This is a genomic window from Streptomyces sp. NPDC111656 (assembly GCF_055656965.1).
Window position 1 is genome coordinate 93,104 of sequence record NZ_JBVKCA010000023.1, and the last position, 26,608, is coordinate 119,711.

The following is a 26,608-nucleotide window of genomic DNA, read 5'->3' on the forward strand; positions in this document are numbered from 1 at the left end:
TGTCGGCGGCGTGGCCGACGATCCGCTCGTCCTCCTCGTAGAAGGCATCCATGGCCCGCCACGCGAAGGCGACCCGTCCCTTCAGGTCTCCGGCATGGTCGGGCAGTTCGGTGTGCTGCCACGCCGCGCGCTGCCTGCTCTGCGTCCCGGCCGGACGGTGTAACAGGCCGTCGTCCCGAGGTCACGGTGCCGGGTGGTGTGCTCGCCCGGTTGCAGGACGTCGGCGGTGACGTCGCCGAGCGGGAAGTAGGCCACCGGATAGCGGCCGGGCTCGTGCAGCAGTACGGCATCCTCGCTGTCGACGATCCAGGTGTCACCGAACCGGACGCGCATGCGACGGCGCAGCGGCTCGGCGAACAGCATCCGGTCGGACAACGCATCGGGGACCAGGAACCGGCCGACCGCCGCGGGCGCGCGGTCCTTGCTGCCAGGAGAGGCCCATCGTCTTGCTCCTTTCGGAGTCTTGCTTCCTCTCGGGGTCTTGTTCGGATCGGACCGGCGACGGGTTCAGGTGAGCGGCTCACCGCCGTCGATGTGCAGGGTCACGCCGGTCAGGAAGGTGCTGGTCATGGCGAACAGGACGGCATTGGCGATGTCGTCGGTGGTGCCGATACGCCGTGCGGGGTTGCGGGCGCCGATGTCGGCGAAGTAGTCCGCCTTGCCCTGCTCGCCGAGGGCGTCCCAGGCGCCGGTGTCGATCACCCCGGGAGAGATGGCGTTGACCCGGATCGGGGCCAGTTCCAGAGCGAGGGAGCGGGCCAGAACCTCAGCGGCGCCGTTCGTGATGGCCACGGCCAGGGTCCCCACCGCGATCTTCGCCGCGGCGACGCCGGAGAAGAGGGTGAACGACCCGCCCTCACCGATGCGGGGACCCAGGTGCTTGGCCAGCATGAGCGGGCCGATCACCTTGGTGTCGAACGAGCGGCGAACCGCATCCCGGTCCAGGCCGGCGAGGCGCCCGCGAGCACGGGCCGAGGCCGTGGACACCACATGGTCGACGGTACCGAGCCGTTCGCCGAGAGCGGCGATGGCGGCTTCGTCGGTGAGGTCGACGGTGTCGGTGGTGATGTCGGGTTCGCCGGCGTAGGCGTCGGCAAGGGCCTGCCGGTCGCGGCCCGCGGCGATGACGCGGGCTCCCGCGTCCCGGGCGGCGAAGGCGATGGCGCGGGCGATCCCGCCGCCCCGCCCGACGACAAGGACGGTCTCGTCCTCCAGGAGGCCAGTCATGTCAGTGTCCTTTCCAGGAAGCTGCGGACGGCGCCCGCAGCGGCGTCGAGATGGCTTTCGAGCAGGAAATGCCCGCCGTCGAGCAGGCAGATCTCGGCCCGAGGTGCGTGCTCGGAGAAGGCGAGCGCGCCCTCGGGGCCGAAGATCTCGTCGTTGCGGCCCCACACGGCCAGCAGCGGTACCCCGCTGTCGCGGAGGTAACTGTGCAGCTTCGGATACAGCGGGAGGTTGCCGGCGTAGTCGGCGAACAGCCGCAACTGGACCAGGTCGTTCCCGGCCGGGACAGCAGGGCGAAATCGTGGTACCAGGTGTCGGGGTCGACCAGGCTCTCGTCCGACACGCCGTGCAGGTACTGCCACCACGTGACCTCCAAGGTCAGCGCCTGACGTATCGCCGCCTCGGTCTGCGGTGTCTGGTCATGCCAGTACGCGCGCACCGGTTTCCAGAAGTCCTCGGTGAACCCCGATTCGTAGCCGTTGCCGTTCTGGCTGATGATCGCCGTGACCGCGGCGGGGTCCGCCAGGGCGAGCCGCCAGCCCAGGGGTGCGCCGTAGTCGTGGACGTACAAGGCGAACCGGGTGACCCCGAGCTGCCCCAGCAGCTCCGCGGTCAGGTCGGCCAGAGCGTCGAAGGTGTAGTCGAACTCATCCACCGGTGGCGCGTCGGAGAGTCCGAAGCCCAGGTGGTCGGGGGCGATCACGTGATACCGGTCGGCCAGCAGCGGGATCAGGTTCCGGAACATGAACGAGCTCGTGGGAAAGCCGTGCAGCAGTACCACGGCGGGCGCGTCGGGCGGCCCGGCCTCCCGGTAGAACAGTCGCTGTCCACGGACGGTGGCGTAGCGGTGGTGGATGGTCGTCATGGCTGCTCCGTTCACGGTCCGTCCCCCACTGATGTCCTGGTTCAAGCGTGCGACCGGTGGGGCGGCGGTCGCATCCGCCACTGGCTGGCCACCGTCGCCGGTGTGCCGGCTGGAGGGGGATAACGTGGTGTCGTGCGTGAGGCCGCGGACCCGCCGGGATGGAGGCGCGCGGCAGAGCTGACGGGCCGCCGCGGTGAGTGCGGGGTGTTCGACCGGCTGATCGGGGCCGTTCGCAGCGGTGAGAGCCGGGCGCTGGTGCTGACCGGCGAGCCGGGCGTGGGCAAGACGGCGCTGCTCGAGTACCTGGCCGTGCAGGCGCTCGGCTGCCGTGTCGTACGCGCCGCGGGTATCCAGTCGGAGATGGAACCCGCGTTCGCCGGGCTGCACCAGCTGTGCGCGCCGCTGCTGGACCGGCTCGGGCATCTGCCGGGGCCGCAGCGTGACGCGCTCCGCACCGCCTTCGGGATGAGCGAGGGGCCGGCGCCGGACCGGTTCCTGGTCGGTCTGGCCGTGCTCGGCCTGTTGTCCGAGGTCGCGGAGCAGCGGCCGCTGATCTGCCTGATCGACGACGAGCAGTGGCTCGACCGCGCCTCGGCGCAGGTCCTCGCCTTCGTCGCGCGCCGATTGGGGGCGGAGTCGATGGGCCTGGTCTTCGCGGCCCGTACCGTGCACAGCGACCTGGGCGGAGTGCCGGAACTGCGGGTCGAAGGGCTGCGGGAGGCCGACGCGCGGGCGCTGCTGGACGCGGTACTGACCGGGCCGATCGACGCCCGGGTACGCGATCAGATCGTGTTCGAGGCACGAGGCAACCCGCTGGCCCTGCTGGAGCTGACGCGGGGGCTGGCGCCCGCGGAGCTGGCCGGCGGATTCGGGCTCCCCGGGCTGATGCCGCTCTCGGGCAGTGTCGAGGAGAATTTCCTACGGCGGGTCGGCGCCCTTCCGCAACAGTCCCGGAGGCTGCTGCTGATCGCGGCGGCCGACCCCTCCGGCGACCCGGCCCTGGTGTGGCGGGCAGCCGGCCGACTCGGAACCGGCACCGACGCGGCGGCACCCGCCACCGGGGCCGGCCTGGTCGAGCTCGGCACCCGGGTACGGTTCCGCCATCCGCTGGCCCGCTCGGCGGCGTACCGCTCGGCGTCGGCTCAGGACAGACAGGCCGCGCACCGCGCCCTGGCCGAGGCCACCGATCCGCGGCTCGACCCCGACCGGCGTGCCTGGCACCGCGCGCAGGCCGCCCCGGGACCGGACGAGGACGTCGCCGCCGAACTCGAACACTCGGCCGGGCGGGCCCGGGCACGCGGCGGCACCGCCGCGGCAGCCGCGTTCCTGAAGCAGGCGGCGCTGCTCACGCTCGACCCGGCAGGGCGGGCCGGCCGGGCCCTGGACGCCGCGCGGGCCACGATCCAGGCAGGTGCTTTCGACGTGGCGTGGGAGCTGCTGGCCATGGCCGAATCCGGGCAGCTCAGCGACTTCCAGCAGGCAAGTGTCGACATGATGCGGGCCCAGCTCGCGTTCATCACCAGCCGGGGTGGTGATGCCCCCGCGCTGCTGCTGAGGGCGGCCAAGCGGCTCCGGCCCATCGACGCGGATCTCTCCCGCGCGGCCTACCTGGATGCGCTGCTCGGCGCGATCTTCGCCGGACGCCTGGCCGGTCCCGGCGGTGACGTGCTCGAGGTGGCCCGAGCGGCGGGCGCGGCACCTCCGCCGCGTCACGCCCCGCGCGCTTCCGATCTCCTTCTCGACGGCACGGCAGCGACGGTTGATGTCGGGTATGCCGCAGGAGTCCCGGTCCTGCGCAGGGCCCTGGCCGACTTCGGACTCGGTATGTCCGCCGAGGAGGAACTGCGACGCATGCATCTGGCGTGCATCACGGCCATCCGGCTCTGGGACGACGACCGTTGGGAGACGCTCTCGGCCCGGTACCTCCGACTGGCGCGCGAGACCGGCACGCTCAGTGAGCTGCCACTGGCCCTCACCGCACGTGCCTACGTGCTGTTGTTCGCCGGTGATCTGCCCGGCGCGGCGTCGCTGTCCGACGAACTGCAGGCGGTCAAGGAAGCGACCGGGAGCGGCCTGGCGTCCTACAGCGCCATGGGCCTGGCCGCACTGCGCGGTGACGAGGCCGGGGCCTGTGCCGTGATCGACGCCACCCTGGAGGACGTGACCACGCGCGGCGAGGGAATCGGCATCACCTACGCGGAATGGGCGAACGCCGCCCTCAACAACGGTCTCGGCCACTACGACAAGGCCATGGCCGCGGGCGTGCGTGCCACCGCCTACGGCAACGATCCTGCCGGGATGTGCTGGCCCTTGGCCGAGCTGATCGAGGCCGCCGCACGCTGCGGGACGCCCGAGGCCGCAGCCGACGCCTGTCGCCGGCTCTCGGAGATGGCCGATGCCAGCGGCACCGACTGGGTCCAGGGGACCCGGGCCCGGTCGCGCGCGCTGCTGAGCGAGGACGACGCAGCAGAGCGCCTGTACCGCGAGGCGATCACCCACTTCTCCAAGACCCGACTCCGGGTCGATCTCGCCCGCGCGCATCTGCTGTACGGGGAATGGCTGCGCCGCGAACGCCGCCGCAACGACGCACGCGAACAACTGCGCACGGCACACGGCATGCTGGAGACGATGGGCATGACAGCGTTCGCCGAGCGTGCCGGCCGCGAACTGCGGGCCGCCGGTGGAACCGCCCACAAGCGCACCGCCCCGGCCCGGCACGAGGAACTGACCGCCCAGGAAGGCCAGATCGCCCGGATGGCCCGCGGCGGCCTGTCGAACCCGGAGATCGGCACCCGCCTGTTCATCAGCGCACGCACCGTCCAGTACCACTTGCGCAAGGTCTTCACCAAGCTCGGCATCACCTCACGCAGCCAGCTCGACCGGGTCCTGCCTAGCGGCCATGGCGGCGCATGAAGCAATCGCCGACACCCTCGTCGAGCAAGCCCTCGCCACACTCAAAGTACGGCGACTCTCGCGCAAGCTCCGGCGCTCCACCACCCGTGTCACGCGCCTCGTTGAAGCCGTCCTCATCCTGCATCGCACCTGCTCAGCAAGAAGATGGGACCGGCTCACCGCGCAGTCTCCCCCGCAAGTTGGAGAAGGGGATGGACCCTGGGCGGATCAAGTGTCATTCTCCCGATACAGCCAGATTTCGCGGTCACGGGGGAGAAATGGCGAATTGGCGGCGTGTGTCACGCTGGAGTGTGACGCTTCTGCTGTGTGCCCCACTGCTCGCATGCAACAACGGGGGCGGGAACGGCGACGGATCGGGAGCCAGCTCGGGCGGGGTGGCGCTCTCGTCCGGCGGCGGGGGAACCACCGACGGCGGAGGGGGGAGTCGTAGGCGGCGGGGGCAGCTCGAACAGCGGTGGCGGCAACGGCGGTGGCGGCAACGGCGGTGGCGGCGGTGGCGGCAACAACGGCGGCCCTGCAGGGAAGGGGTCGCCCATGAACCTGCCCAAGATCCATCAATTTGAGGGCGTCCCCCTGGGAGACGACCAGCAGGGTCGGGCAAACTGGGTAGTTCTGGAGGGCTACTTCAAACCGCAGTGCGGCGGCACGGTCTGCGTCAACCTCATACGCCAGCCGGTGTCCCACGACTTCGGACAGGACTGCGGCTTCGTCGAAGCCGTGCCCAGCAGGACGCCGTACTACCGGGGCGACCCCATCTACATCCATGTGAAGGCACCCTGCCCACCCACCTCGTCCCCCGACGACTCCGCGGGAACGACATCCCAGGGCGGAGACAACGCAGGCCAGGACGCAGGGCAGGACAACGGCGGTCAAGACGCCGGAACGGACGCCGGACAGGACAACGGCGGTCAGGACGCTGGCACGGACGCCGGGACCGGGACCGATCAGGGTGCCTCGTCGTCGGCCACCACTCCCTCATGACGGACGCGGGGAGCGTGGAGGCGGTCCCCGGCATGCGTCGCTTCGGCGCGCTGTTCGGGGCGGTCATCGCGCCCACCAGCTTCATCACCGGGCTGCTCTACTACTTCGGCCTCAACCAGGCCTACTGGTTCTACGCCTACTTCGGTGTTGACGCGACGATGCTCGGCCTCGGCACGACCGACTACCTGGTCATCAGCGTGGACTCCCTGTTCGTACCCATGGTGGTGACGGCCGCCGCGGGTCTCGCCGCCTTCTGGGGCCATGACCTGGTGCGCATCCGCCTTGCCGCGGGCGGCCGCGTGCGGGTGCTGGTCGTCCTGGTCCCCACCCTCGCCGGCATCGGGGCCCTCCTCGTGCTCGGCGGCCTGTGGAGCGTGCTCGACGACCGGTTCTTCCTGCGCGCCCACCTCGCGGCGGCGCCGCTGAGCCTTGCCGCCGGAGTCGTCCTGCTGGCGTACACGCTGCAACTGCGCCGCGGCCTGCCAGTTGGCGCGTTCCGGCTCACCCGGCCGACCCCTGCGGATGACGACGCTGACCCTTCCGAAGCCGACCGGCCCGACGACGTACGCCCCCAACCTCGTCCTCCAGAGCCTCGCCCCGACCGCCCGGAGTGGGCGTCCGTCGCCGAATGGGCGGTCGTCTTCGTGCTCGTCGGCCTGAGTCTGATCTGGGCCGCGAGCGACTACGCCGCCGCCGTCGGCCGAGGCCGCGCCCAGCAGTTGGCATCCCAGCTGGCCACCTCCACCGCGGTCGTGCTGCGCAGTGAGCGCAGCCTCGGCATCGACGCCGCCGGCATCCGCGAACTCCGCTGCCGCGACACCAAGTCGGCATACCCATACCGCTACGAAGGCATGGTTCTAATCATCCAGTCCGCCGACCAATACGTGCTGTTGCCGCAGAGCTGGACGCCGGACACGGGAGTGGCACTGGTCATCCCACGTACCGACACGGTCCGCCTCGAGTTCGTGCCGTACGCCGCGCGCGGCACCCTCGGCCGCTCCACCTGCTGATCCCCGTATCTGCCCAGGGGGTGTCGATCACACAACAGATCATGGGCCGCGGGGCGGCTGCGGCAAGGATGGGTACGTGGGCAGCCCGGCCGTTGCCACCCGTTGCCCCCGTAGGTCAGCGGACGGATCCTCCGATTCGACTGGGCCCTGACCCGCGTCGAAGTCCGCGTACCCGGCGCCCAGGCTAGGTTCCAAGACCGGTCTCGGCCCTATGAGCGCGGTAACCCCGGTCAGGGCCTTCGGTGTCCTGCCCACAGCGGCCGCCATCCGGTATCGCGTCGTCGGCGTGAGCAGCGCCATCGAACGCGCATTGGCCCAGGCAACGAGCCCGATGAAGCCACCTGTCGGCGTACGCCTATTGATGATCCGCCTTGGATGCGCCACGGAATACCGGTGAAGGTGCTCAGGGTTGGATGGGCTGGCCGGGAGGCCGGGCGGGGTCGTAATGCGCGCGGGCGAAGGCGTCGTTCGCGGTGTGGACTGCGTCGGGTTGCGGCGGTGCCGGCCAGACGGTCATGAAGTGTTCCTCGACGGGGCCGTCGCCTTCGTGCGCATCGCCTTCATCTCGCCCGCGTGCCTGTACGCGGACGCGGTACCAGCCTGCCCCGGCCGTAGCGAAGTTCCCGGCGTCCTCCACGACGTCTCCGCCCCACCGGAACAGCCGCAGGACGCCGCTCGTGCTGCAGATACTCACGTCCACCACGGTCTCCCACTCCTGCGCCGGCAGAGCTGGTTCGCCCGCGCACTGCTGGGTGGTCAGGCGTATCCAGCCGGTGTGCGTGCCTGCGAGCACCGTGAGGTGTTCTGGGCCTCCGGCCGCCAAGCTGTTTCCCGTGTAGATCCGCTCGACCGTGTCGGTGTCGTCGTATTCGGTGAGGAAGTCGTCGCCCTGCAAGTAGTACTGCTGGTACGAGACGAACAAGCGATCTGAAGTCCAACTTGTGTAGCGCATCCATCAGATCATGCCCTGCTCCACTGTCAGCGCGCCGCCATCTCCGTACGGTCGGTGACGCACATGGGGTAAACGCACCGCCTCCCGTGTTGTCACACCTATTACGACGATTGCAGCGGGGTGGACCGCGGGCCACCGCAGGGAGGGGACGGAAGCCGATGAGCCTTCGTCAGGTGTCCCAGCAGATCCGCCGCCTGGAGCGGGAACTCGGTGTGAAACTGTTCGCCCGCACGCCGACCGGACTGGTGCCCACCGTGGTCGGCCGCGCGTTCCTACGGGAGGCGGAGGTCGCGGTGAGGGCGTCGCGGCGGGCGAGGGCGACGGCGCGGGCCGGTGCCGATGAGCTGGTGGGCGAGCTGGTGGGCGCGGTGCAGATGGGCTTTGGCACGCGGCAGCTGCCGGGCGCGCTGAACGCGCTGCGCCGCCGCTTCCCACGGCTGGAGGTCACCGTCTTCGAGGAGCCGAGCTCCGCCGAGCTGGAACAACTCGGGCGCCGGGGCGTGTTGGACCTCGCCCTGATGGCGGCATGCGAGCAGAGCCCCGCCGACGCCCACCACCTCGACGAGGAGGAGTTCGTCGTGGTGCTGGGCGCCGGACACCGGCAGCTCGCCGCGGACCGGGTCGAGCTGCGCGAACTGGAGGGCGAGCCGTGGGTGAGGTTCGACCGCGACAGCGCGCTCGACGGCGTGCTGCTGAACGTGCTGCGGGACAACGGCCTGACCCCGACCACGGCCGCCCGCGTGTCCCAGACGGCGACGGCCGTGCGCTGGGCCGCCCACAGGCTGGGGGTGTCGCTCGTCCCGGCCTCCGCGGTGCCCCACGGTCACGAGCACCTCGTTCGCCCGGTGTTCCCGCTCGTGTCCCAGCCCGTCATCGCCGTGGTCCGGCAGAACGCGGGCCCGGCGGAGACGGCCCTGCTCGAACTCCTGCGTCAGGAGACCTGGTCCGAATCGGTTTCCTTCTCTCCGGTGTCGTGACGGCCGAGAAGGGGGCGGGTGGCGCTGAATTCTTCGTGTCGAAACTGGCGTTCCAGAATCCCGTCGACGTCAACCCCTGGGGAATTCACCGCCGTCCACGACGAGATTACTCCCGGTCAGCCAGCCCGCCCGGTCGGACATGAGGAACAGCATGGCGTGGGCGATGCCGTCGGGCTGACCATCGCGCCCGAGCGGCGGGGTGGTGTTGTCCTGGCCCGGCCCCGCGTCCAGGCGCGCCCACTGCTCCCGCGTTGCTGCACCGCCGGGGGTGGCGGTTCTGCCGGGAGACACGGTGTTGACCCGGATTCCGAACGGGGCCAGCTCCGAGGCCAGTCCCCGGCTGTAGGCCTCCAGCGCCACCTTCGCCGCCACGTGGTGCAGGAACGGTGGTGGCGTGAGGGTGACCGCAGCGGAGGAGATGTGCACGGTCATCCCCGAACGCCGTTCCCGCATCCCCGGTGCCAGCAGCGAGTCCAGCCGCACCGACGCCAGGAAGTTCAGGTCCAGCGCGTCCTGCCACTCCTCGTCGGGGATGGCCACGGCGCCGGCGTGCGGTCCCGCCCCACCCGCGTTGTGGACCAGGATGTCCACCCCGCCGAACACCTCCTGCGCGGCCGCTGCGAGCGCCTCCGCTCCGGCCCGTGTCCGCACGTCGGCCTCCACGAAGGTGGCCCCCTCAGGTACCGTGCTCGTCGCCGACCTGGCGGTCGTGAGCACCTCGGCGCCCGCGTCCAGGAGTTGCCGTAAGACGGCCGCTCCGATTCCACGAGAACCACCCGTGACCAGGGCCCGCTTTCCCGCGATTTCTCGCGTTCCCGACCCGTTCTCGATCGTGGTCATGCCACCGGTCCCCTCAATTATGTATTCGTCCGCTCGCCGGAAGAAGGATCGCCGTTCACAGAGCGCGAATGTTCGGAGAATTCGCGGCCAGCACCTCGTCGAGCGATTTCACGGTAGGTCCGGAATGGAACGAGAGGCAAAGACTGAATATCAACAGCTGCTATAGGGAATTCCTATGGCGCCCCGGCCCCGAGCCGGTGATCAGGCGAGTGTCCAGGTCTCATGAATGCCGAGGGAATCCGCGCCTGTCCCCATATGACGCCCTGCACACCCCGCGCCACCGTGCCGGGGACCAGGATGCAGTCTTCGGCATGCATTTTCCTGAAGCGGGCAGAGGACGCCGTCCAGCCAGAAGCTGTCACCCGTACTGCCCCATACCAGGGTTTCCGAACATGATCGGGCACTTGGAGGAGAAGAAGTGCCATGACGGCCGACAGCCGCCGAACCTTCGTCGGGAAGGAAAAGACATGCGCCTGGACCTCACTGGACGGACCGCGTTGGTGACGGGATCCACCCAAGGCATCGGAGCCGCGATCGCGGCCGGACTAGCGCGGGCCGGCGCCCGGGTTGGAGTCAATGGACGCGACCGGGGCAGGGTCGAGGAGTCCATCGAACAGCTCAAAGCCGACGTGCCGGAGGGCGACTTCCTTCCGGTCACCGCCGATGTCACGTCCGAGGAGGGCGTCGTCGTCGCCCGGGAAGCCCTGCCGGACGTCGACATCCTCATCAACAATCTGGGCATCTTCGGCGCCAAGGACCCGTTGGAGATCACGGACGACGAATGGCGTCGCTACTTCGAAGTGAACGTGCTGGCCGCCGTCCGTCTCACCCGTACCTACCTGCCGCAGATGATCCAACGGGGGTGGGGCCGCGTCCAATACATCGCCAGCGACTCTGCGGTGGTGATCCCCGCCGAGATGATCCACTACGGCATGTCGAAGACGGCCCTGCTCGCGGTCAGCCGTGGCTTCGCCAAGCATGCGTCAGGGACCCGCGTCACCGTGAATTCCGTCATCGCCGGCCCTACCCACACCGCTGGTGTGGAGGATTTCGTGTACCAACTCGTCGACCGTGACCTCCCTTGGGAAGAGGCACAGCGAGCCTTCATGCGAGAACATCGCCCGCAGTCGCTGCTGCAGCGCCTGATCGAACCCGAGGAGATCGCCAACATGGTGGTCTACCTGAGCTCCGACCTGGCGTCCGCCACCACAGGCGGCGCACTGCGGGTCGACGGAGGGTACGTCGATTCCATCCTCCCCTGAGTGCGGCCCGAACCCCATCGCCCGTGTCCGACGAGGTCGGCACCGCTCCGCGCCTCGGCCGCGCCCGGTGTCCTCACAACGGAGTCCGTCCCCCTCCGGGCCCGGTCCGCACCGTTGGGGCGGCACGGTCAGTGGAAGGCCGACCTCACGAGGTCCTGCTGTTCGCCGGCATGCCGGCGGGCAGAACCCACGGCTGGGGCCGGCGCCTGCGGGCGGCTGACGCATACGACGGGACGGCCCGCCGGCCGGTGCACATGGGGCCTCACGAAGGACCATGCACCTTGGTTCTCCGGCTCCTCCTGCACCCATCGCACCTCGGCCCCAGCGGGGAAACGGGCGAGTTCCGCGCCTAGCTCCTCCGTGGGGAACGGGTAGAGACGCTCCACGCGGACGATCGCGGTGTCCGACGGACCGGCGCTTCGCCGACGGGCGTCCAGGTCGTAGAAGACCTTGCCCGAGCACACCAGCACGCGCCTGATCCGGGCGGTGTCCGCCGTCTCATCCGGTATGACCGCACGGAACGCGCCCAAGTGAGCTCCGTCAGCCCGGAGGTAGCCACCTTCGACCGCAGCATCGACTTCGGCGTGAAGACGACCAGTGGCCTTCTGTGCTCGCCGAGCGCTTGCTGCCTGAGCAGATGGAAGTAGTTGCCCGGCAGGGAGGGCATGGCGACGGTCATGTTCCCCTGCGCGCGGAGCTGGAGGAACCGCTCGATCCTGCCGGAGGAGTGGTCGGGCCCCTGCCCTTCCAGGCCGTGCGACAGCAACAGTGTCACCCCGGAGCGTTGGCCCCATTTCTGTTCGGGTGACGCGATGTACTCGTCGATCACGGCCTGCGCTCCGTTGGCGAAGTCGCCGAACTGGGCCTCCTACAGCACCAGAGCGTCGGGCCGCGCCAGTGAGTAGCCGTACTCGAAGGCCAGCGCGCCCAGTTCCGACAACATCGAGTCGTAGGGTGCGAAGTCGGCGGCCCGCGGGCCTAGGGAGCTCAGTGGCGTGTGCTCCGCGCCGGTGCGCCGGTCGGTGAGCACGGCGTGCCGTTGGCCGAACGTGCCACGGCGGGCGTCCTGCCCGGCCAGCCGCACCGCAACCCCGTCCAGCAACAGGGAGCCGATGGCCAGTGTTTCCGCGGTGGCCCAGTCGATCGTTCCCGCACCCAGCGTCGGGGTCCGCCTCTGGAGCTGCGGAAGAACGCGCGCGTGCACGGTGAAACCTCCCGGCACAGCGGTCTGGGAAGCGATCACCTGGCGGGCGTCGGCCTCCGTGATCGCGGTCGCCACCTGGGAGGCGGCCGCATGCTGAGCGTTCACGGGGTCAATGGCGTTCAGGTGGTTCACGGGGTTCACAGGCGTCGGGGAGAGGGGCACCGGACGCGCCCGGGTCTGCGTGAAGGCCCGTTCGAGGTGCCCCCGATAGTCCCGCAAGGCGCCTTCCACCTGCCGCTCGGTGTTGTCGTCCCCGGCGGACAAGCGCCTCGGCGTACAGCTTGCGCACCGAAGCCCTGGCGTCGATGCGGTCGTACATCGCCGGCTGCGTGATGGAGGGATCGTCGACCTCGCTGTGCCCGTGGCGCCGATAGCAGATCAGATCGACGACGACGTCCTTGTGGAACGCCTGACGATAGTCGAAGGCCAGGCGCGCGACCCGGACCACGGCCTCGGGGTCGTCTGCGCTGACATGGAAGATGGGGGCCTGGACCGTCCGTGCCACATCGGTGGCGTATGCGCTCGAACGGCCGTTGGCGGGCGAGGTGGTGAAGCCGAGCTGGTTGTTGATGACGATGTGCATCGTCCCGCCGCTGCGGTAGCCGGGCAGCTGGGACATGTTCAGCGTCTCGAAGACCACGCCCTGACCGGCGAACGCGGCATCGCCATGGACGGCGATCGGCAGGACGGAGAAGGCTTCCCCACCGTCTGCCGCCCTGTCCTGCTTGGCGCACACCACCCCCGGGGCCACCGGCCCCACCAGCTCCAGATGCGAGGGGTTCGCCACCACACAGACGGCGATCATGCCGCCGTCCAACGCACGGTAGGTCCCTTCCGCACCGAGGTGGTACTTCACGTCGCCGGATCCCTGGACCGACCGGATGTCCACCGCATCCTCGAACTCATCGAAGATCTCCGCGTAGGACTTGCCGATGATGTCGGCCAGCACATTGAGCCGACCCCGGTGTGCCATACCGATGACGGCTTCCCCCGCCCCCTGCCCGATGCAGCGGAGCAGCAGAGCGTCGAGCAGCACGATCGCCGACTCGCCGCCTTCGAGCGAATACCGCTTCTGTCCCACGTACTTGGTCTGCAGGAACGTCTCAAAAGCCTCTGCCGCACCCAACCGGTAGAGAATCTGCAATTGTTCGGCGACGTCCGGCGGGGGCTGAGGCGATTCGATCCGCTGCTGGATCCAGCGGCATTCTTGAGAGCTCTGGATGTACATGTACTCGGTGCCGACGGTACGGCAGCACGACTCCTGCAGCGCATGCAGCACATCGCGAAGCGTCATGGTGGCCTGCCACGAGAACCCGTCGACGACGAACTCTCTTTGCAGGTCATCGTCCCGGAGCCCGAATGCCGTGAGCTCGAGTTCCGGATGCGCGGCCACCCGTCCTGCCGTGAGCGGGTCGGTATCGGCCACCAGATGTCCGCGGACTGATACGCCTCGATGAACTCGGCAACGCGGACCGCTTTGACGGCCGCCTCGTCCGTGCTCTCCCGCGCGGTCGTCGCGCCGTCGCGCGCTTCTCGGCGGGCCCCGGGGATCGGGGAGGCGAACAACGCGGTCGCCGCGCTGCTGGGGGGAGTGTCGGTATGGGGCTTCGCCATGATGTGGCTGGCGCTCGCCGCGGGGCTGACCGCACGGACGGTCCGGGGTGGGCTGCCGTTCGCCCCCACATGGTGGTCCTTCATCTTCCCGGTGGGCGCCTGCGTGACGGCCACGAGCGCTCTCGCGGCGCGGACCGGATCGCAGCTGTTCACATGCGGCCCAACGCCCCCAGGCCGATCCACACCGTGGGCACCACTGTTGCTGCAGGTACGTCGTGGTGCACCAGTCGCCCGTAGATCATGGCCAGCACCAGCAGCGCCGCGACGAAGCCGAGCCCCAGCATCGCGTAACACCCCAGCAGCAGGGCGAGCCGCAGTTGCCCGGCCGGTGCGTGGGGCACCAGCAGCGCGCCCGTCGCGGCGGAGACCATCGGCGGCACCACCGGCATCAGCCAGCCGCCGAACGCCGCGTCCGGCGCGAAGCGGTGCCGGGTGACCATCAGGTACGGCACCGTGCACGCTGTGACGAGACCGAGCACGGTACCGAGTGACCAGAGCGCCCAGTCCAGACGCAGCGCTGCCTCGAGCCCGAACAGCCGCCGGCCCAACACCAGCGCCCCGGCGCCCACCGTGAGCAGCGCCACTGGCGGCGCGCCGAAGAACTGGGCCGCCACCGGATCAGCCGCGTGTACCCGCAGCGCCCGCTGCCTGAGATAACCGACGGCCAGCAGGATCAGCAGCAGCGCAGCACCCAGCCAGACCACCGTGGCGAACGTCCGCAGCCCGGGAAAGGTCCGGGGCAGCGTGACCGCCGCGTTGGCGACGATGCCCGTGCCCATGACCGCCGCGAACCAGCTGGGGCCGAATACCCCACGCGTGGTTGTGTCTGCGGCGGGCGGCGAAGGACGGGCGGACGAGGAGGAATTCATGGCCCAAACGTATGGCGGGACTGGGGCGGCACCGCCGGTCATGTCCAGATGCGAGGGGCATGGAGCACATATCGAGCGACCGCCACAGTGCGGCAGTCCCTCAGGGCCGCCCCAGCCGGCCGCGACCGTGTACCGGCCGGGATGCGGCACCCCGGTCGGCCGACTGCCGACCGTGGTTCCCGAAACCACGCGTGGCCCGTAAAGATCACCCTCCCCTGACAACTCGTCATTGTTCAACGCCTGCCGCGTTTCGTAGACGGGCGGCGCTTCTTCGAACCCGGCTGCCGGACGCCGGACATGACGCACTCTCGCGCGCCCCTCGGGGCGGACTCGACGTGGGGCGAGCCAAAGGGGCGCGTACGGGACCGCCGACTACTCCGGGGCCTGGCGGCATGCCTCGATTGCGACGGCGCCCGCCACCCCGGCCCGGGTCAGATCGCCGACACAGCCGCTCTGGTCGCCCACCAGGCCGACGTAACACCCCATCCGGACGGCGTCCGTGACCTGGGTGCCCTGGTCCCCGACTTGGTTCTCGCAGGCCGCGATGTCCGCGTGGGCGGCTGGTGCGGCGATGACGGTGCCGCCCAGGGCGAGGGCCAGGCCGGCGAGAACACTGGGAATACAAGCCGAACGACGCATGAGGATGCACCTGCTCTCTGGGTCGGATCACGCGATCCTGCGCGCGCCGGACCGCGGGCGGGGGCGGCGGCGAGCGAACGCGAGAGACGGAATCCCCCAGGGATCGAGCACCACAGGGGTGGAGCAGGCGGTATGCCGTGCCTGTCATGCGGGTCGTGTGCGCTTCCTCCGAGACCCGATCGGCCCGGTATCGGCCACCCTCGCTCATACGACGCTAGAGCACTCCGTACGCGCCCGCACTCCCGGAACGACGGACCCCGGCGCCCGATGGCCGACACCGACGTCATTCCCCAGAGGCTGTGACCAGGCGATTCCCCAGGCACTGGCCCGACCGGCGGCCGACCGGCCAGACCGCGCCAGGGGGTGGAAACCGTGCCGGGGATGTGCCCGCTGATCCGCAGTGCCTCGAGCAGGGGGACGGTGTCCTCATCGGGATCACCATCGCCGGCGAGCCGCGTCACCACCATGCACTTGGTGTAGCTGACGGCAGCCGCTGCCGGCGCCGCGCCGTCGATGACGAACCAGGTCGCGACCGTGCCCACGCCCCCTCTCGCCGGGGAAGGGCAAGAGCCCTGGCCCGGCTGCCGGTGACTCGTCAGCCGGGCTCTTTGGCTGCTCAACGGGTCGGCAGCCCGGGCCCTTCATGACGACCTGCCGACCGGCCAACGTACGGCGGGCCCGTCCTCGTCTCGGGCCGTGCCCGGGCGGCGCCGACGGCCTCCCCCTCCGCCCGCCATTTCCCTCCCCGCCCTCCGATGTCACAGAACGGCGGGGCTGTCTCGTCTCAGATCGTCGAAGTCAGACTCCGAAAGCAGGAAGGTGATGGTCATGCGGGTGTTCGTGGCAGGCGGGAGTGGAGTCCTGGGACGGTGGCTGGTGCCGCAGCTCGTGGCTCGTGGTCACCGGGTGACGGCCACGACGACGAGCACGGCCAAGCTCGGCTTCGTGGAGCAACTGGGCGCGGACGGCGTCGTGATGGACGGGCTGGACCCGATGTCCGTCGGCGAAGCGGTGGCGGCGGCACGCCCGGACGTGATCGTGCACCAGATGACCGGGATCAGCATGACTCACGCCAGCAAGCCCGACCTGAAGCACTTCGACCGGTGGTCCCTGCCCACCATCAGGCTGCGCACCGAGGGAACCGATCACCTACTGACCGCCGCCGAGGCGACCGGCGTGCCGCACTTCGTCGCGCAGGGCTACGCCAACTGGAACGGGATCCGCGAGGGCGGCTGGGTGAAGACCGAGGAGGACCCGCTGGACCTGCACGAGAAAACACCCGCGCACCCGGCGATGGCAGCGCTGCGCCACGTCGAGGATGCCGTCACCAGCGCCGGCGGCGCGGTGATGCGATACGGCGCGTTCTACGGGCCCGGCGCCACCGACGACCAGGTCGTACTCGTGCGCAAGCGGCAGTTCCCGCTGGTCGGCAACGGCACCGGCTATGCCTCCTGGATCCATCTCGACGACGCGGCGAGCGCCACGGTCCTGGCCGTCGAGCAGAAAGCGAGGGGGTGTTCAACATCGTCGATGACGACCCGGCGCCGGCCGACGAGTGGCTGCCCCATCTCGCGGCGTGCGCGGGGGCGAAACGGCCGGTGCGCATCCCCCCGTGGCTGGCCCGGCTGCTGGCCGGACAGGTGGTGGTGACGATGATGACCGAAGGGCGGGGCCTCTCCAACGCGAAGGCCAAGCGGGAGCTCGGCTGGGAGCCGCGCTGTCCGTCGTGGCGGCAGGGCTTCCAGGACGGGCTGGCGTGACCCGGACCGAGGAGTTCGAACAGCTGCGGCCACTGCTGTTCTCGATCGCCTACCGGATCCTGCGCAGCGTGAGCGAGGCCGAGGACGCGGTCCAGGAGACCTGGCTGCGCTACGAGCTCTCCGCGACCCGGCCCACGTCGACAAAGGCGTTCCTCTCGACCGTGGTCACCCGGATCTCGATCGACGTGCTGCGCTCGGCCCGCCTACGGCGGGAGGAGTACGTCGGGCCGTGGTTCCCCGAGCCGCTGCTCGCCGACCCCTACGAGGACCCGGAGCACTCGGCGGAACTGGCCGACACGTTGTCGATGGCATCCCTGTTGCTGCTGGAACGGCTCAGCCCGCTGGAACGTGCGGTCTTCGTCCTGCGGGAGGTCTTCGCCTTCAGATTCCCGGACATCGCCTCGGCGGTGGGCAGATCGGAGGCAGCGTGCCGCCAGCTCGCGGTGCGGGCACGCCGCCACATGGACGCGGGCCGACCCCGGTTCGAGGCCGACCGCAAGGAGCGCGAGAAGCTCGCCGAGCGGTTCTTCGACGCCTTGCGGGAGGGGAACATCGACGGGCTGCGGGAGCTCCTCGCCGGCGACGTGTCGCTGGTCGGGGACGGCGGCGGCAAGGCCCCGCAGTGGGCCAGGGGCTTCTTCGGCGCCGACCATGTGTCCCAGGTGCTCGCGACCCTCCTACCGCCGTTCATCCAGATCGGCGGCATCGTGGAACAGCACCAGGTGAACGGCCAGCCGGGCGCGATCTTCCGCGACCCGGACGGCAAGGTCCTCAACACCTGGACTCTCGACATCCTCGACGGACGGATCCAGACGATCCGCACGGTGAGCAACCCCGACAAGCTCGGGCACATGGGCCCCGTGGCTGACCCATGGGCGGTCCTGCGCGAAACACAACAGGTCCGTCGGGACGCCGACTGACCGCAGCCGAGGAAGTGGCTACGAGCTCCCGACCGCGGACAAGTAGGCGCCTCCGACACCGCCCACGCACCGGCCACGCACCGCTCGGGCAAACAGCGGCGGACTGCGACGGTTTGCCGCGCCCCAACCAGAAACCAAGCAGCGACAGGTTCGGCGCACACGAACCAGAACCAAGACCAGATCCAAGACCAGCACAGGAGAATCGGACATGATCAGGACCGGCATCATCATCGGCAGCACCCGCCCCGGCCGGAACGGCGACCAGGTGGCCCAATGGGTGCGGGACCTGGCGGTTGAACACGCAGGCGACGTCGCGGACTTCGAGCTCGTGGACCTGAAGGACTACGCGCTGCCGCTGCTCGACGAGCCCGTGCCAGCGCGCATGGTACCGGGCCGACGGCCGCACACGCAGCGATGGTCCGAGCGGATCGGATCGTGCGACGCCTTCATCGTCGTCACGCCCGAGTACAACACCGCCCCGCCCGCCGCCCTCACCAATGCCATCGACTACCTCTATGCGGAGTGGGGCGGCAAGCCGGTCGGTTACGTCGGCTACGGCATCTTCGGCGCGGTCATGGCGGTGCAGAAGCTCCGTGCGCAGGCAGGCCCGTTGCGGATGGCGGACATCGGGCCTCAGGTGGCGCTGTCGCTGCGCGAGGACTTCGAGGCCTTTACCGACTTCCGACCGCAGGAGCCGCACGTGGCGGAGGTGCATGGGCTGGTCGACGAGCTGCTGGCGTGGGCGCAGGCGCTCGGCCCGCTGCGCGCAACTTCTCGGGCCGCTGCTTGAACGGCCGAAACCCCCTCCATCGTCACCGACCTCCTCAGACGCGGCGTCGGCGTCGGACCTCTGCACGGGTCACTGGACGCCGCCATCCGATAGGAAGGAACTGGTCATGAGCAAGTACGCCACACACCAGAAGATCGCGCTGATCACCGGGGCGAACAAGGGGATCGGCCGTGCGGCTGCCGAGCAGCTCACTGCGCTGGGCATGACGGTCCTGATCGGTGCCAGAAACCCACGACGTGGCGAGGATGCCGCTGCGGCGTTGCGCGCGACCGGCGGCAACGCGCACGCGGTCGTCCTGGACGTCACCGACCAGGCCACCGCCCGGACGGCCGCACAGCAGATCGAGGAACGCTTCGGCCACCTCGACGTGCTGATCAACAACGCCGGCGTCACCGGCTCCGGACAGGTCTCTCCCGAAGACGCCCACGATCAAGTCCCAAGCTCCGTCGACCTGGACATGGTCCGGGCGGTGTTCGAGACGAACGTCTTCGGGGTGATCGCGGTGACCAACGCCATGCTCCCGCTGATGCGAAGGTCACCGGCGCCACGCATCGTCAACGTCAGTAGCGCCGCCGGGTCGCTGACCATCACGAGCGACCCGGACGGCCCGCTGGCGGCTCTGCCGACGTCGGCCGCATACACGCCCTCCAAGGCCGCACTGAACGCACTGAACGCACTGACCATGCAATACGCCAACGAACTGCGCAAGAACGGCATCCTCATCAACGCCGCCGACCCCGGCTACGTCGACACGGAGGTCAACAACCACAGCGGGTACCTCACGGTCGCGCAGGGCGCCGCGGTCTTGGTGCGCCTGCCACGCTCTGCGCGGGCGGCCCGACCGGTGGGTTCTTCAGCGAGGACGGCCCGGTGCCCTGGTGATGGCGACCGCCGAGCTGTTGTCTCCGCAACGAATTCGCCCCGTCGATCGCGGCCTCGTCGATGGGGCGGGTTGACAGCAGGCTGCGGTAAACAGCGGCGCGCCGCGGCGCGCGCGGACAAGGCTGCGGAGGCGGAGCGGGACGTGCTCGCGAAGATCGCCGAGATGCAGGACTCGGACCGGATCAAGGCCGAACGCGTCCATGCCGTCATCACAGCCGGCGCACCGGTCCCCGCGCCGAAGCTCTGGTACGGCATGCCCGCCTACACACCGGACGGCAAGGTCGTCTGCTTCTGCCAGAGCGGGGCGAAGTTCACGCCTATCCCGTCGTTCCGGTCGGCAGCACGGCACGTGCGATGCCGGTGAGGTTGCCCTGCAGGATGAGGATCTCGCTCCGGTTCGATCCGTCGAGGTCGGCCGCGTACACGTTCCCGGCGAGGTCGGTCACGTACATGCGGCCGTCGTCGGGATCGAGGGCGAGGCCGATGCCCTCCATGAGGTGGGTCAGCAGGATCTCGGGTGTCCGCTGCCCTTCCGGCGCGTCCACCGGCGAGCGGTTCACACTGTTGCCCCGCGGCGGGTCGCCGCGATCCGTCCAGTACAGCATGCGCCGCGTGAGGTCGAGCTCCAGGTCGATCGGCTCGGGCAGCCCCTCGAACAGCACCTCGATGTCGCCGCGTTCGGCCGCACTTTCCCCAGCGGGCAGGTCGATTCCGGCTCGCAGGATCTTCCCGAGTCCCGCGTCACTCGGGCCCTTCTGTGTCCAGTAGAGGTGTCCGCCGACCGGGTCGACGGCGACTCCCACGCACCACTTGGTCTCGTCGCGGCGGTCGTACTCTCCCTGTCCCGTCTGTACGAGCGTCTCGACGTTGTGGCCGTCGAGGTCGCAGCGCATCACGCGCATGCCTTCGCGATCACCCCAGTACAGCTTCCGGCCGGCGGCCTCGAAGTGGAGTTGCTTCGGCGTATGCGTGCCACCGCTCGCGACGATCGTCGTCCGGTTGCCTCCGTCCAGGTCCACGCGTTCGATCGAGCCGTCGCTCTCCGGCGGACGGCCCATGTTCGTCCAGTAGATGTGCCCGGCCCGGACATCGACGGCGACCCCGTCGGGGATCCTGCACCCGGTGACGATGACCTTCTTGTCGGAGCCGTCGGGGTTCGCGGAGAACAGGCGACCGCCGCTGCTGGCCTCGAGCACGAACAGTCTTTCCTGGGGCCGCGTCACGATTCCTCCTTCGCCGAGCGACCGGCTGCGGCGCTCCGCTGGCCGGACGGGTCGTGCTCGGCCCGCACGGCCAGTAGGGCGGACAGCATCGCGTCGCGCCGGGCGGCCAGCTCATCGACCGAGTCGCCGTGCGCCTCCTGCAGGACACCGGCCACGATCTGCTCCTTGAGCTCGGGCGTGAACTCGGGGGTGCCCAGGTCCTGCCAGGACGCCACCATCCGCGGCATCAGAGTGTCCATGAAGTGCTCGATGCCGCCCTCCCCTCCGCCGAGATGCCACAGCAGATGGGGACCCATGACGCCCCATCTGAGCCCCGGCCCCCAGGACACCGCGTCGTCGGAGTCCGCCACGTCGAGCACTCCCTCTTGGACCAGGTACACGACCTCTCGGTACAGCGCGGCCTGGATTCGATTGGCGACGTGCCCTGGAAGCTCCTTCTTGAGGTGAATCGGCTTCTTGCCGATCGCGGCGTAGAACGACATGACGTCCCGGATCGTCTCCGGGGCGGTCTTCGTCCCGCCCACGACCTCGACCAGCGGGACGACATGTGGCGGGTTGAAGGGATGGCCGATGACGGTCCGTTCCGGACGTCGGCATTCGGCCTGGATGACGCTCATCGTGATGCCCGAGGAACTCGACGCGATGATCGCGTCCGGCGGCGTGGCGTCGTCGATGTCGGCGAACAGCTTGACCTTGAGTTCCGGACGCTCCGGCGCGTTCTCCTGTACGAAGTCGGCGTCCGCGACGGCCTGCCGCATGTCCGAGGTGAATCTCAGGCGATCGGGCGACGCTTCGGGCGCGAGCCCGATCGAAGCTGCCGTGTCCCATGCCGCCTCCACATACGACCGCAGGGCCGTCTCCGCGGTGGGGGCGGGGTCCGTCGCCGTGACGTCGAAGCCTCGGACGAGGTAGTGCGTCGCCCAGCTCGCACCGATCGTGCCGGTGCCGACGATCGCTACGCGGTGGACGGCCTTGTGTGCGTTCATGACTGGTTCACTGCTCCTGAAAGTCGGACACGGGCTGCGGGGGAAAGGCGGCTGAGGTGACCGGCATCAGCGGCCGCGCCGGGTGGAGGGCACGTTTGTCGGCGAACGCCCGTGCGCCTTCCTGCGCGTCCTGGCCCGCAGCCGGCCCGCTCGTGAGCTCGCCCTGGTGTCTGAACACGTCGCTCTCCTTCAGGCCCTGTGTTTCGCGCAGGACCTCCTTGACGGCTGCCGTCGGCGGCGTTCAGCGGCTCACGCGTGGGCAGTACGCGCGGCGAGGTGGAGCGGAAGCAGGCGCGGCAGCCTGACCTGTTCGCCCTCTGCCGTCCCGGGACCACGTATGGCCTCGGCCCACGACCGTCGCGAGCTGTACCGCGCCCTCGTGGTCGACGGCGTTCTTCTGCGCCTGGCGGTTGATGGAGATGGTGACGGCGATGGTCGTCACGCTGTCGCGGCGCTCGTGGAGCACTACGCCCGACGCGTCGGGCGTAGTGCTCATCGCGCCCCCTCCGCTTCCGCCGGGTCGGGAATCGCTCCCTCGGCGCGCAGCTCGACGATCTCTGCGGGGCTGAATCCCAGCTCGGCGAGGACCTCGTCGTTGTGCTCGCCCAGGTCCGGTGCCCGCTTCGCCGGGACCTTCGCGACGCCTCGCAGGTTGACCGGGCTGTTGATGGTGTACTCCAGCCCACTGACTCCTTCCAGCGGTACGACGATGTCGTTCGCGCGCAGCTGCGGATCCCGCGCGGTCTCCTCCGGCGTCTGAATGAGGCTGTAGGTGACGCGTTCCCGGGTCAGGGCGTCCTTCCAGTGGGCGAAGGGCCGCGAACGGAACTCGGCGTCGAGCAGCTCGGTCAGCGCGGTGGAGTTCCTGACGAAGCCCTCGATGTCCGCGAAACGGGGATCCTCGAGCAGCTCCGGGTGCCCGATGGCCCGGGTCAGTCCCGGCCAGTGCGGTGCTGAGGTGACAAGCATGAACCATTCACCGTCGGCGGTCTGGTAAGGGTTGATCAGCGGGTTCGCCGGCTTCTTCCGGTCGTGCAACTCGAACGGCGTGCCGTCGGCGAGCGCGCCGGCCACGAGCGTTCCCGTGGCCCAGACGCCCTCGGCGAGCAGTGACGTCCCGACGCTGGCCCCTTGTCCCGTCCGCTCGCGGCGGTAGAGGGCGGTCACGATCGCCGCGTAGATCCCGATCGCCGACATGTAGTCGCCGCTGCCCCAGACCGGGGCCGTCGGCGGGGCCCCCGCGTCCCGGGTGGAGGCCAGCAGCCCGCTGCGCGCCCAGTATGCGGTCAGGTCGAAGCCCGGCTGCCCGGCGTCGAGGCCGGCATCCCCGAAGCCCGTGATGTCGGCGTAGACGACCTGCGGGTTCCAGCCCGCGACCTCGTCGTAGCCGAGGTGCAGCTTCTCGCGGGTGCCGTGCGGGAAGTTGGTGATCACCACGTCGGCCCACTCGACCAGGCGTTTGAGGATCTTGGTGGCCGCCGGCGACTTCAGGTCGATGACCATGCCGCGCTTGTTGCGGTTGGTGAGGTGCCAGCTGTAGTTGGCCCGTGCCCGGGGACTGGGCGGCACGGAGCTCAACATTCGCTGGGGGTCGCCCTTTCCCGGTGGCTCGATCTTGATGACGTCCGCTCCGAAGTCGGAGAGCACAGTGGCTGCGGCCGGTCCCGCGATGAAGGTCGACGCGTCGAGGACCTTCAGACCGGTGAAGACGGATTCGGTGGTCATCGTTGTCACCTCACGAAGGCGCTCAGGCCGTCGGTGACGGCGCGTCCGACGATGAGGGTCTGGATCTCCCGCGTGCCCTCGTACGAGTAGATGGCCTCGGCGTCGGCGACGAAGCGGCCGACCTTGTAGTCGAGGATGATGCCGTTGCCTGCCAGCAGTTCCCGCGCCCACCCCACGTTCTCGCGCATCCGCACGGTGCAGTAGGCCTTCGCCAGGGCGGACTGTTCGTCCCGGAACACCCCGGCGTCCTGCAACTGGGCCAGGCGCACCATCATCCCGCACGAGGCCGTGGCGTTGCCGAGCATCTTCACGAGCAGGTCCTGCACGAGCTGGAAGCCCCCGATCGGACGTCCGAACTGCTCGCGCTCCTTCGCGTACTGCAGGGCGATCTCGTAGGCGGCGAACATCACTCCCACCGACTGCCACGCCACTCCGCTGCGCGTCTGGCGCAGGATCTTGGCGGTGTCCTTGAACGAGTTCGCGTTCTGCAGCCGGTTGGCCTCCGGAACACGGCAGCCGCCGAGCACGATGTCGGCGTTCTGCACGATCCGCAGCGCCATCTTGTTCTCGATCTTCGTCGCGGTGAACCCGGGGGTGTCCTTCTCCACGACGAAGCCCAGCACATGACGGGTCTCGACATCGCGGGCCCAGACGACCACCAGGTCGGCGAACGTCGCGTTTCCGATCCACCGCTTCGCGCCGTCGAGGATCCATTCGTCGCCGTCACGGCGCGCGGTCGTCTGCAGGCCGCCGGCCACGTCGGATCCGCCGTGCGGCTCGGTCAGCCCGAAGGCGCCGATCTTCCCGAAGCGGCTCATCTCCGGCAGCCACCGACGCTTCTGTTCGTCGGAGCCGCAGGTCAGGATGGTGCCCATGGCCAGACCCGTGTGCACGCCCACGAACGTGGCCACGGACGCGTCGACATGCGCCAACTCCAGCGCGAGGAAGCCCGCGAAGAGGTTGCTCGGCTTGGATTCCGGCGAGTCCGGGTCGGCCCAGTCCATCAGACCGAGCCCCCCGAAGCCCTCGATCAGCTGGAAGGGGAACTCGGCCCGGGCCCAGTGGTCGTCGACGATCGGTGCGACCCGCTTGCGGAGGAACTCGCGCACGGACTCGACCTTCTCCCGCTCCCTGTCCGACAGCAGGTCCTCGTAGGCGTAGAAGTCGGCGGGCAGCAGCCCCTTGTCCAGGTAGGGACCGGACGGTGTCGGCAAGGTCGTTGTGCCGCTCATTGCAATCTCCCTCAAGCGCTGTGGGGCGTGGCCCGGAGATCCACGCCCGTCAGCGCTCTCCGCTCCTGGCGTATCGGTTCTCCGGCGCGATTTAACGCGGATCCCCGGCCGGTCCCCCGGACCCGCGCCGCGCCGAAGTGCCGTTGTCGCTGCGGACCACTCCACTGGCCCGGCCCCGCCCGGTGCGGGAGGTCTACCGGCGGGTCAACGCAGGGCCGCTACGAGCGTCTGGCCCGGGCCAGGGAGGAGATGGACGAACTTGCCAGTGCGGCGGCCGGCCGCCACTACAGACCCGGAGAAGGTCACGGCCCTGGCCGGAGCCATCGCCGCCGAGCGCCACCTATCGGCCTGTCTGCGCGGAACCCTCACCACCGACGAACGCGACACTCCCGCCCTGGCCCGGCACTCGAGGGGTGGCTGTGGTCGTGTCCAGGGGGGAGGATTGAACGTTCGGCTGGTTGGCGGAGCCGCGCTCGCGATGTCAGGGCTGGGACGGACCGGACGGCGCGCTCTCGTCAGGGTCGGGCACGGACAGAAGGTGCTCAGCGCCGCCTTCGAGCTTCTGGGCTATGTCGGCCGAGCGCGGGAGCATCGACTTCTCGTAGCTGTGCACAGCGTCCTCAATGGTGGAGGAGTGGACGAGTGCGAGCGCGAGTTCGCTGGCGTCGAGCATGGCCAGGTTGACGCCGACGCCGAGCGGTGGCATGAGGTGTGCGGCGTCTCCCAGGAGTGTCACGCTGGGCGAGTGCTCCCATGTGTGCGGCACCGGCAGGGCGAAGAGCGGACGATCGACGTAGGGACCGTCGTTGTCGGTGATCATCCGGAGTGCCTGCGGTGACCAGGCCGCGTACTCGCTCAACAGGTGCGCGCGGATGCCCTCGGTGTCCTCGGGTCGGAGCCCGTTCGTCGTGATCCAGTCCACAGGGACGCGCTGCATGATGTAGACGCGCATGTGGCTACCGCTGTTGCGCTGCGCGAAGAGGCCGCGCTCGCCGTCGGCGACGTGAGCGCTGCCCTTACCGACCAGTTCGGAAAGCTCGGGGTGCGCGGTCTCCATGTCGTCGAACCATGCCTCGAGGAAGCTGACCCCGGTGTAGCGCGGTGTCGCGGGCGACACGGCAGTGCGGACGCGGGAGGAAGCGCCGTCCGCACCAATGACGAGATCCGCTTCAACGGCCGTCCCGTCGGCGAACGTCAGCGTTCGCGGCCCGTCGGCCGGTCCGCTCACCGATTGGAGAGTGCGTCCCCACTGAACAGTCCCGGCAGCGAGCGAGCCCAGCAGGAGATCGCGAAGCTGTCCGCGGTCGATCTCGGGGCTGACCGTTTCGCCCTCGCCCGGCAGATGGTGGGCAAGGAGGCGCCCTGCAGGGTCCATGCGGCGCATTTCCTGGCTCTCGAGCCTGGCGAGCGCGAAGAACTCCTCCAGTAGGCCCGCTTCACGGAGCGCGAGCTGGCCGTCTTCCTTGTGCAGGTCGAGCGAGCCTCCCTGGTTGCGGGAGCTCACTTCTGTATCGCGGTCGTACACCGTCACCGGAATGCCGTGCTGCTGCAGGATGCGCGCGCAGGTGAGGCCTCCCGGGCCGGCACCGATGATGCTGATCCGCGCGTTTGCGGGCATCGGAGAGTCCACGGTGGATTCCTTTCGTCGGTGGGGTTCCGGTGACGCCACGGCGCGGCGATGACCGGTACCGCGACCCCACCGGGATGCGGCAACCCCTACGGAGACCACGAAAGCAGAAA

Annotated in this window: 22 protein-coding genes and 5 pseudogenes; 12 read left to right on the forward strand and 15 right to left on the reverse strand. The window is 69.5% G+C overall.

Annotated features, from left to right (window positions below; genetic code table 11):
* Positions 1–81: 81 nt before the first annotated feature.
* The 3 genes and pseudogenes from ACZ7M3_RS43465 to ACZ7M3_RS43475 form a co-directional block, all read right to left on the reverse strand.
* The gene (locus tag ACZ7M3_RS43465; protein ID WP_472071204.1) at positions 82–375 is read right to left on the reverse strand and encodes a DUF427 domain-containing protein; all 294 of its coding nucleotides are present in this window, start codon (positions 373–375) and stop codon (positions 82–84) included.
* 132 nt (positions 376–507) lie between these two features.
* Positions 508–1,227 carry an SDR family oxidoreductase gene (locus ACZ7M3_RS43470; RefSeq protein WP_472071206.1) on the reverse strand — a complete coding sequence of 240 codons (720 nt, stop codon included), beginning with the start codon at positions 1,225–1,227 and terminating at the stop codon, positions 508–510.
* A pseudogene (locus ACZ7M3_RS43475) lies at positions 1,224–2,089 on the reverse strand (alpha/beta fold hydrolase). Before ACZ7M3_RS43475 ends, ACZ7M3_RS43470 begins: the two are co-directional and overlap by 4 nt.
* A 132-nt stretch (positions 2,090–2,221) precedes the next feature.
* On the opposite strand from ACZ7M3_RS43475, the gene ACZ7M3_RS43480 reads away from it, so the two are divergent.
* The 4 genes and pseudogenes from ACZ7M3_RS43480 to ACZ7M3_RS43495 all read left to right on the forward strand — a co-directional run bounded on the left by ACZ7M3_RS43480 (position 2,222) and on the right by ACZ7M3_RS43495 (position 6,993).
* Positions 2,222–5,002 carry an AAA family ATPase gene (locus ACZ7M3_RS43480; protein WP_472071208.1) on the forward strand — a complete coding sequence of 927 codons (2,781 nt, stop codon included), beginning with the start codon at positions 2,222–2,224 and terminating at the stop codon, positions 5,000–5,002.
* 16 nt (positions 5,003–5,018) lie between these two features.
* A pseudogene (locus ACZ7M3_RS43485) lies at positions 5,019–5,144 on the forward strand (IS5/IS1182 family transposase); the annotation flags it as partial.
* A gap of 392 nt (positions 5,145–5,536) precedes the next feature.
* The gene (locus ACZ7M3_RS43490) at positions 5,537–5,983 is read left to right on the forward strand and encodes a hypothetical protein (RefSeq protein ID WP_472071210.1); all 447 of its coding nucleotides are present in this window, start codon (positions 5,537–5,539) and stop codon (positions 5,981–5,983) included.
* Positions 5,980–6,993 (forward strand): hypothetical protein, encoded by a 1,014-nt coding sequence (locus tag ACZ7M3_RS43495; protein WP_472071212.1) that lies wholly within the window; start codon positions 5,980–5,982, stop codon positions 6,991–6,993. The genes ACZ7M3_RS43490 and ACZ7M3_RS43495 overlap by 4 nt, the downstream gene beginning before the upstream one ends.
* 403 nt (positions 6,994–7,396) lie before the next feature.
* Here the strand turns inward: ACZ7M3_RS43495 and ACZ7M3_RS43500 are convergent, their stop codons facing one another.
* Positions 7,397–7,888 (reverse strand): hypothetical protein, encoded by a 492-nt coding sequence (locus tag ACZ7M3_RS43500; protein WP_472071214.1) that lies wholly within the window; start codon positions 7,886–7,888, stop codon positions 7,397–7,399.
* A gap of 215 nt (positions 7,889–8,103) precedes the next feature.
* Between ACZ7M3_RS43500 and ACZ7M3_RS43505 the strand changes: the two genes are divergently transcribed.
* Positions 8,104–8,922: a LysR family transcriptional regulator gene (locus ACZ7M3_RS43505; protein ID WP_472071216.1), complete on the forward strand. Its 819-nt coding sequence runs from the start codon at positions 8,104–8,106 to the stop codon at positions 8,920–8,922.
* 69 nt (positions 8,923–8,991) lie between these two features.
* Here the strand turns inward: ACZ7M3_RS43505 and ACZ7M3_RS43510 are convergent, their stop codons facing one another.
* Entirely contained in the window at positions 8,992–9,762 is a 771-nt protein-coding gene (locus tag ACZ7M3_RS43510; protein ID WP_472071218.1) for an oxidoreductase, read from the reverse strand.
* Between the two features lie 467 nt (positions 9,763–10,229).
* Here ACZ7M3_RS43510 and ACZ7M3_RS43515 point away from each other — a divergent pair, with 467 nt between their 5' ends.
* A complete protein-coding gene (locus ACZ7M3_RS43515; RefSeq protein ID WP_472071220.1) occupies positions 10,230–11,024 on the forward strand; it encodes an SDR family NAD(P)-dependent oxidoreductase in 795 nt (264 codons plus the stop codon).
* A gap of 128 nt (positions 11,025–11,152) precedes the next feature.
* Here the strand turns inward: ACZ7M3_RS43515 and ACZ7M3_RS43520 are convergent.
* Positions 11,153–13,728, reverse strand: a pseudogene (locus tag ACZ7M3_RS43520) (multifunctional oxoglutarate decarboxylase/oxoglutarate dehydrogenase thiamine pyrophosphate-binding subunit/dihydrolipoyllysine-residue succinyltransferase subunit); the annotation flags it as partial.
* Between ACZ7M3_RS43520 and ACZ7M3_RS43525 the strand changes: the two are divergent.
* Positions 13,682–13,933, forward strand: a pseudogene (locus ACZ7M3_RS43525) (SLAC1 family transporter); the annotation flags it as partial. The pseudogenes ACZ7M3_RS43520 and ACZ7M3_RS43525 sit on opposite strands and share 47 nt — an antisense overlap.
* A gap of 58 nt (positions 13,934–13,991) precedes the next feature.
* Here ACZ7M3_RS43525 and ACZ7M3_RS43530 read toward each other — a convergent pair.
* Both ACZ7M3_RS43530 and ACZ7M3_RS43535 read right to left on the reverse strand, forming a co-directional pair.
* The gene (locus ACZ7M3_RS43530; protein WP_472071222.1) at positions 13,992–14,711 is read right to left on the reverse strand and encodes an SLAC1 family transporter; all 720 of its coding nucleotides are present in this window, start codon (positions 14,709–14,711) and stop codon (positions 13,992–13,994) included.
* Between the two features lie 372 nt (positions 14,712–15,083).
* Entirely contained in the window at positions 15,084–15,350 is a 267-nt protein-coding gene (locus tag ACZ7M3_RS43535) for a hypothetical protein (RefSeq protein ID WP_472071224.1), read from the reverse strand.
* 828 nt (positions 15,351–16,178) lie between these two features.
* Between ACZ7M3_RS43535 and ACZ7M3_RS43540 the strand changes: the two genes are divergently transcribed.
* The 5 genes and pseudogenes from ACZ7M3_RS43540 to ACZ7M3_RS43560 all read left to right on the forward strand — a co-directional run bounded on the left by ACZ7M3_RS43540 (position 16,179) and on the right by ACZ7M3_RS43560 (position 20,066).
* Positions 16,179–17,000, forward strand: a complete 822-nt coding sequence (locus tag ACZ7M3_RS43540; protein WP_472071226.1) for an NAD-dependent epimerase/dehydratase family protein — start codon at positions 16,179–16,181, stop codon at positions 16,998–17,000.
* 106 nt (positions 17,001–17,106) lie between these two features.
* Entirely contained in the window at positions 17,107–18,030 is a 924-nt protein-coding gene (locus ACZ7M3_RS43545) for an RNA polymerase sigma-70 factor (protein WP_472071228.1), read from the forward strand.
* Positions 18,031–18,238: 208 nt separating this feature from the next.
* Positions 18,239–18,820, forward strand: coding sequence for an NADPH-dependent FMN reductase (locus ACZ7M3_RS43550; RefSeq protein ID WP_472071230.1), 582 nt, complete (start codon positions 18,239–18,241; stop codon positions 18,818–18,820).
* A gap of 106 nt (positions 18,821–18,926) precedes the next feature.
* A pseudogene (locus tag ACZ7M3_RS43555) lies at positions 18,927–19,702 on the forward strand (SDR family oxidoreductase).
* A gap of 142 nt (positions 19,703–19,844) precedes the next feature.
* Positions 19,845–20,066 (forward strand): hypothetical protein, encoded by a 222-nt coding sequence (locus ACZ7M3_RS43560; RefSeq protein WP_472071232.1) that lies wholly within the window; start codon positions 19,845–19,847, stop codon positions 20,064–20,066.
* Here ACZ7M3_RS43560 and ACZ7M3_RS43565 read toward each other — a convergent pair.
* The 7 genes from ACZ7M3_RS43565 to ACZ7M3_RS43595 form a co-directional block, all read right to left on the reverse strand.
* Positions 20,020–20,925 (reverse strand): 3-hydroxyacyl-CoA dehydrogenase, encoded by a 906-nt coding sequence (locus tag ACZ7M3_RS43565; protein ID WP_472071234.1) that lies wholly within the window; start codon positions 20,923–20,925, stop codon positions 20,020–20,022. The genes ACZ7M3_RS43560 and ACZ7M3_RS43565 overlap by 47 nt on opposite strands.
* On the reverse strand, positions 20,922–21,911 hold the full coding sequence (locus tag ACZ7M3_RS43570) for a 3-hydroxyacyl-CoA dehydrogenase NAD-binding domain-containing protein (protein ID WP_472071236.1): 990 nt from the start codon (positions 21,909–21,911) through the stop codon (positions 20,922–20,924). Before ACZ7M3_RS43570 ends, ACZ7M3_RS43565 begins: the two co-directional genes overlap by 4 nt.
* 7 nt (positions 21,912–21,918) lie before the next feature.
* Positions 21,919–22,089 carry a hypothetical protein gene (locus ACZ7M3_RS43575; RefSeq protein ID WP_472071238.1) on the reverse strand — a complete coding sequence of 57 codons (171 nt, stop codon included), beginning with the start codon at positions 22,087–22,089 and terminating at the stop codon, positions 21,919–21,921.
* Between the two features lie 63 nt (positions 22,090–22,152).
* Entirely contained in the window at positions 22,153–22,407 is a 255-nt protein-coding gene (locus tag ACZ7M3_RS43580) for a hypothetical protein (protein ID WP_472071240.1), read from the reverse strand.
* Positions 22,404–23,636: a CaiB/BaiF CoA transferase family protein gene (locus ACZ7M3_RS43585; RefSeq protein ID WP_472071242.1), complete on the reverse strand. Its 1,233-nt coding sequence runs from the start codon at positions 23,634–23,636 to the stop codon at positions 22,404–22,406. The genes ACZ7M3_RS43580 and ACZ7M3_RS43585 overlap by 4 nt, the downstream gene beginning before the upstream one ends.
* Positions 23,637–23,641: 5 nt before the next feature.
* A complete protein-coding gene (locus tag ACZ7M3_RS43590) occupies positions 23,642–24,868 on the reverse strand; it encodes an acyl-CoA dehydrogenase family protein (RefSeq protein WP_472071244.1) in 1,227 nt (408 codons plus the stop codon).
* 481 nt (positions 24,869–25,349) lie between these two features.
* Positions 25,350–26,498 carry an FAD-dependent oxidoreductase gene (locus ACZ7M3_RS43595; RefSeq protein WP_472071272.1) on the reverse strand — a complete coding sequence of 383 codons (1,149 nt, stop codon included), beginning with the start codon at positions 26,496–26,498 and terminating at the stop codon, positions 25,350–25,352.
* Positions 26,499–26,608 lie beyond the last annotated feature (110 nt).